Origin of the sequence: Piscibacillus sp. B03, from assembly GCF_052246295.1 — a bacterium.
Taxonomy (GTDB): Bacteria; Bacillota; Bacilli; order Bacillales; family Alkalibacillaceae; genus Piscibacillus.
In genome coordinates, this window is the sequence record NZ_JBQQCO010000055.1 from 1 (window position 1) to 4,345 (window position 4,345).

Here is a 4,345-nt window from a genome sequence, read left to right on the forward strand (position 1 = left end):
GTAGTAACATGGTTCATAGGGAAGACCTCTTTTCTGTGAATTTTGTCGGCTAACTTAATTCTACAAAAAGGGTCTTCCTTTTTCTATGTTCTAAAAATCATTTACACAAAATATTTTATACTCTCAGTTTTGTTTTAATCTTTTATAAGATTTCTTTGTATCTCTAAAGGGTTCCTTTAAGGGCTTTGATTTACATTCAAAACTTAAAACATATTTACCAAAAGTAACAATCACATCTTTTTCTACCCCATCACCATCATATATATTAGTATACACATTGTCCTCACCGTATAATTCCTTAATCACTTTAATAGTGTTTGCTTCTAAATATTCACCTTTTTCCTTAATAAACATTGGATACTCACTTAATTGAATAAATAATTTGTCAAGTAAAAAATAATTACGCGGAAAATATAATAACCTTTTATATTTCACCCCAAAAGAATGGATGTTTTTTTTATATAAATCAGTTAAATATATAGACCTGTCATATCTATGAGATTTCAAATCAGTAAAAAATGCTCTTATGAATTTATTATAATCTACACCCATTTTTAGAAAAATTAATTTAACTAAACGCTGAGGATATACATAAAAAAGTCTATCATCTAATAAGAACTTTTTATTTTTTTTCATTAATTTCGTAAATCCATACTCATCTATAAGAAATTCAAAATACAAAAGTGCTAAAAATCCTTTAATGGTTTCTTCATAACTAATTTCATATTGTTTTAATAAATCATTTAATACTTCTTTATTATTATGAAAAAAATTTAAATATTGCTTTAAAGTTACTGTATGATAATCAAAATGATAATTATGGAATGCCTGTTGGACTATTTCGCTTTGAACACTATTACCACTGTTATTTTTAACAGAATATAATAATTCAACAGATGAAACTTTTTTAGAAATACTTTCTATAGACTCACTAATCCTTTGTTTTTTAAATAAATTAATTGAACCACTAATAAAATAATGTAAATTATTAACTAACTTTAAAGATGGGGTATGGATACTCCCTCCAGTTAAAGAATCATATTTAATTTTGAGGATTATCAAGTTCAATACTCGCATTGAGCTTACAGGATGTAACCTTGAAAAATCTTCTGAAATTTCTAGAGTAAGTGTGTCTATAGTTTTATGATTATCTTTAAACATTATATCCTCCATAAACGTTTGAATATTGTTCAGTTATCAATGGACTTTTTTCCTATATCTATTATTTAGTAGATTATAACATTTCGAATAATGAAATTACATATTTTAACTTAACCTATATAAAAAATGAAAGTTACATTCATTTTTTATGCAACTTTCATTTATAAATTTTAATATTTATGGTTTCACAACTTTAATTTGACCAGTGACAATCAACCCACCTGTGAGGTTAATAGGTGGTAGACAAAATTGGAGGTGTAGTGGTGTTGGTTTAATATTACCTCCTTCCAAGGAATTGTAGGACAATTAGTTAGAAGAGAAAAATAATTTATACATCAACTGATAAAAAATATAATCGCTGTGGCTTTTCATATTTCACCCAATGAAAATTATAAGAATCATTAAAAACAAGTTCAATATCTTTACCCACTTTTGTGTGAATTGTCTTATATACCCTACCTGGTTCAATAGTATAACCTTTATAGGTAGGGAAATCTTCTCCTGAAGTGTTTGGAGAGCCTACGTTAGTATATGCAGCTCTGTTAGCAAGCATATAAAACTTACAAACTGAGAATCCCTCTTGTTTTAAATTTTTCATTTTTTCTAATCTATGTATGTCTTTATATACCCCTATTCTTCCAATATCTGTGGCATCTCCAGGTTTTATGGTATGCTTCAGTTCAATTGCTCCTCTAACAGTCTTATTTTTTTCAAAGTTTTTTAATTCACAAACTATATCGATTGCTACCCTCTTTTCAAGACCATCTTGTTTAGAAACAGTAAATTCTAAATCAACATGAAATGTTTCTGTTTTAGAATAGCAATGTAGTACTCCCAGTTGTTGAATTAAATTCGCGAAGTGGTGTTGAAACGAAGCTTCCTTGTGAAGAATTGCCCGACCTTGAACACAATGAGCTATAAATAAAATCCAAGATTGGTCTATAATATAATTCAATCTTTCTCTAAGGTTATCATAAAATAATAACTTGTTTTCCATTTTCCACCCTCCATGAGGTTCCTCAGTGATTTAATAGTCTAGAAACAAAAAGCAGAGCTATTAAAAAACTTATGCTAACACTAAGACTGTTATTAAATGCTTAGTCAATAATTTTTGTGCTTTACCTAATCCATAACTTACTAATTGAACCCTGCGACCAATTAATAATTTTTGTGTCTACCCTATTGCCTTTTAATCTCATCTAAAGTTTTTCCTTCTCTATTTTTCCAAGCAATCCATCCATTTTGATTTCTACCTAAAACTATTGATGCAGCCAAACTGGGTGATGTGAATTGATAGTCTTCATTAAATATCAACTTTCCTTCTTTTTCAATAATAACTTTATCTTCTAATAGTTTATCTTTTTTACTTTTTGCTTTAAAGGCTTTCGTGGTTTGTGGTCTAATACTTGAACCTTTAAAAACGATAAATCCTTCTTCGTTATATTCTCCTTTTGCAGTTACTTCATTATTAGAACAAAAATATACCTCATCTTCGTCAGTTTCACTTACTTTTCTCATAGATTCATATAGTGGGTATCCGAGTGTGGATAGCAAAATTTTTATTGTATTAAAAATATCCTCTAAATCTGCTTTCCTCCATTCTGGTACAAAAGTTTGTTGTGGAATAGTTTGATTAATATAAAACCTATTATTCTCAACGGCTTTTAGATAAGAAAGGTTTTCTAAATACTTGACATCACTTTTAGTAAATTGATTTTGAGGATTATTTGTTACAAATAAAATAGCAACTTCCCAAAAATCTTTTTCTTTATTATGATTGTTCAAACGTTTGTAACAGTTTTCAGCCTCCCCTATATATACCTGGGGCTTAGAATTTTCCTCGTTGTGGCCAAATAAAAAATAAATACCCACATTATGTATTTCATGTCTTTCGCTAACTCTATTAAATTCATTTCTAGGTATTAATATAGCTTGAACAGTCCTATTTGTAATTTCTGCAATTTTTATCCCACGCGGTGAGCCATAAGGCAAGAAGATTTGAATTGTTCTCGGAGTGATTTCCATACTATTCCCCCTTTATTAAATAAAGAACACCCAAAATAAAATACCATTCATACCTAATAACATCGTTGAACTTATTACAAGTGTACTAGGATTTTGAATAATAAAATTATGGATTTCATTTAAATCATAGTAGTCTTTCTTTTTATTCATATGTTCATCACTTTTTTCATTTACAATCCTTTTATCTTCTTGTAGATTACCTTCTTCATCTTCATCCTTTTTCAAACCGGTAACATTTTCTTCTGTAACATTACCATTGCTTTGTTCTTGTTGACTATCTTTTTTATCATTATTGTTTGTTGAATCTTGTTTTTCTGATTCTTTATTTGATGTATTCTTCTCATGTTCTTCATCACCGAGCTCTTTAGAACCGTTTTGCTTCTTATCTACTTTTGACTCTTCACGATTATGAGAGTCATTAGAGTTAGAGGACGTATCTCGTTCCTCTTGTTCCTTTTCTTGTGTATCTTCTTTGTTTGTTTCAGTATTTTCCTCAGTGTTATCTTCAGTGTTTATGACTTCAAATCCTATTTCTGTCCAATAACTTTCACTGTTGTCCGCAGTATCATTTAACGTCGTATTGACTAGCCACTCTCCTGGTTCTGCATGTTTATCAATCGTGACTGTATATGCATAGCGACCTTGTTCATCTGTTTCCCATATATTATCTGTTACGACATGTTCTTTGGATGGGCTTTTTGCCATAATAGATACATAGTCTATACCCGACTGTTCATCTTTAGCGGTGACATAAATTGTGACCTCTTCTCCTGCCTTCACTTCATCCTTATTGACTTCCACATTTTCTAAGGTTGGCGGAGTCGTATCGGATGTTGCTGAAATATTTACCTCAAATATAATAAATAAGAAACTCATTAATAACATTATAAATAACAATTTACTCCTCAAATTAATTCCCCTTACTATATTGATTTCATATACATATAATCTTATTAAATATAAACCTTATAGCCAATAGTTAATTTATTATTTATTAGCTAAACAAAAGTATATGGATAAAGAATAATAAACGAGAGTATAAAATATTTTGTGTAAATGATTTTTAGAACATAGAAAAAGGAAGACCCTTTTTGTAGAATTAAGTTAGCCGACAAAATTCACAGAAAAGAGGTCTTCCCTATGAACCATGTTACTACAG

The 4,345-nt window shown here is 29.3% G+C and carries 4 protein-coding genes; all 4 read right to left on the reverse strand.

What is annotated here, in order from left to right:
* Positions 1 to 123 precede the first annotated feature (123 nt).
* The 4 genes from ACTWQB_RS16740 to ACTWQB_RS16755 all read right to left on the reverse strand — a co-directional run bounded on the left by ACTWQB_RS16740 (position 124) and on the right by ACTWQB_RS16755 (position 4,095).
* Positions 124 to 1,161 carry a hypothetical protein gene (locus tag ACTWQB_RS16740; protein ID WP_443140301.1) on the reverse strand — a complete coding sequence of 346 codons (1,038 nt, stop codon included), beginning with the start codon at positions 1,159 to 1,161 and terminating at the stop codon, positions 124 to 126.
* Between the two features lie 328 nt (positions 1,162 to 1,489).
* Entirely contained in the window at positions 1,490 to 2,158 is a 669-nt protein-coding gene (locus ACTWQB_RS16745) for a hypothetical protein (protein WP_443140302.1), read from the reverse strand.
* A gap of 182 nt (positions 2,159 to 2,340) precedes the next feature.
* Positions 2,341 to 3,186, reverse strand: coding sequence for a GIY-YIG nuclease family protein (locus tag ACTWQB_RS16750; RefSeq protein ID WP_443140303.1), 846 nt, complete (start codon positions 3,184 to 3,186; stop codon positions 2,341 to 2,343).
* Positions 3,187 to 3,201: 15 nt separating this feature from the next.
* Positions 3,202 to 4,095, reverse strand: a complete 894-nt coding sequence (locus ACTWQB_RS16755; RefSeq protein WP_443140304.1) for a DUF7743 domain-containing protein — start codon at positions 4,093 to 4,095, stop codon at positions 3,202 to 3,204.
* Positions 4,096 to 4,345: the final 250 nt, after the last annotated feature.

Bases quoted from the DNA above. Each gene is read 5' to 3' on its own strand.
- ACTWQB_RS16750 (WP_443140303.1), bottom strand. From the start codon at position 3,186: ATGGAAATCACTCCGAGAACAATTCAAATCTTCTTGCCTTATGGCTCA.
- ACTWQB_RS16740 (WP_443140301.1), bottom strand. From the start codon at position 1,161: ATGTTTAAAGATAATCATAAAACTATAGACACACTTACTCTAGAAATT.
- ACTWQB_RS16745 (WP_443140302.1), bottom strand. From the start codon at position 2,158: ATGGAAAACAAGTTATTATTTTATGATAACCTTAGAGAAAGATTGAAT.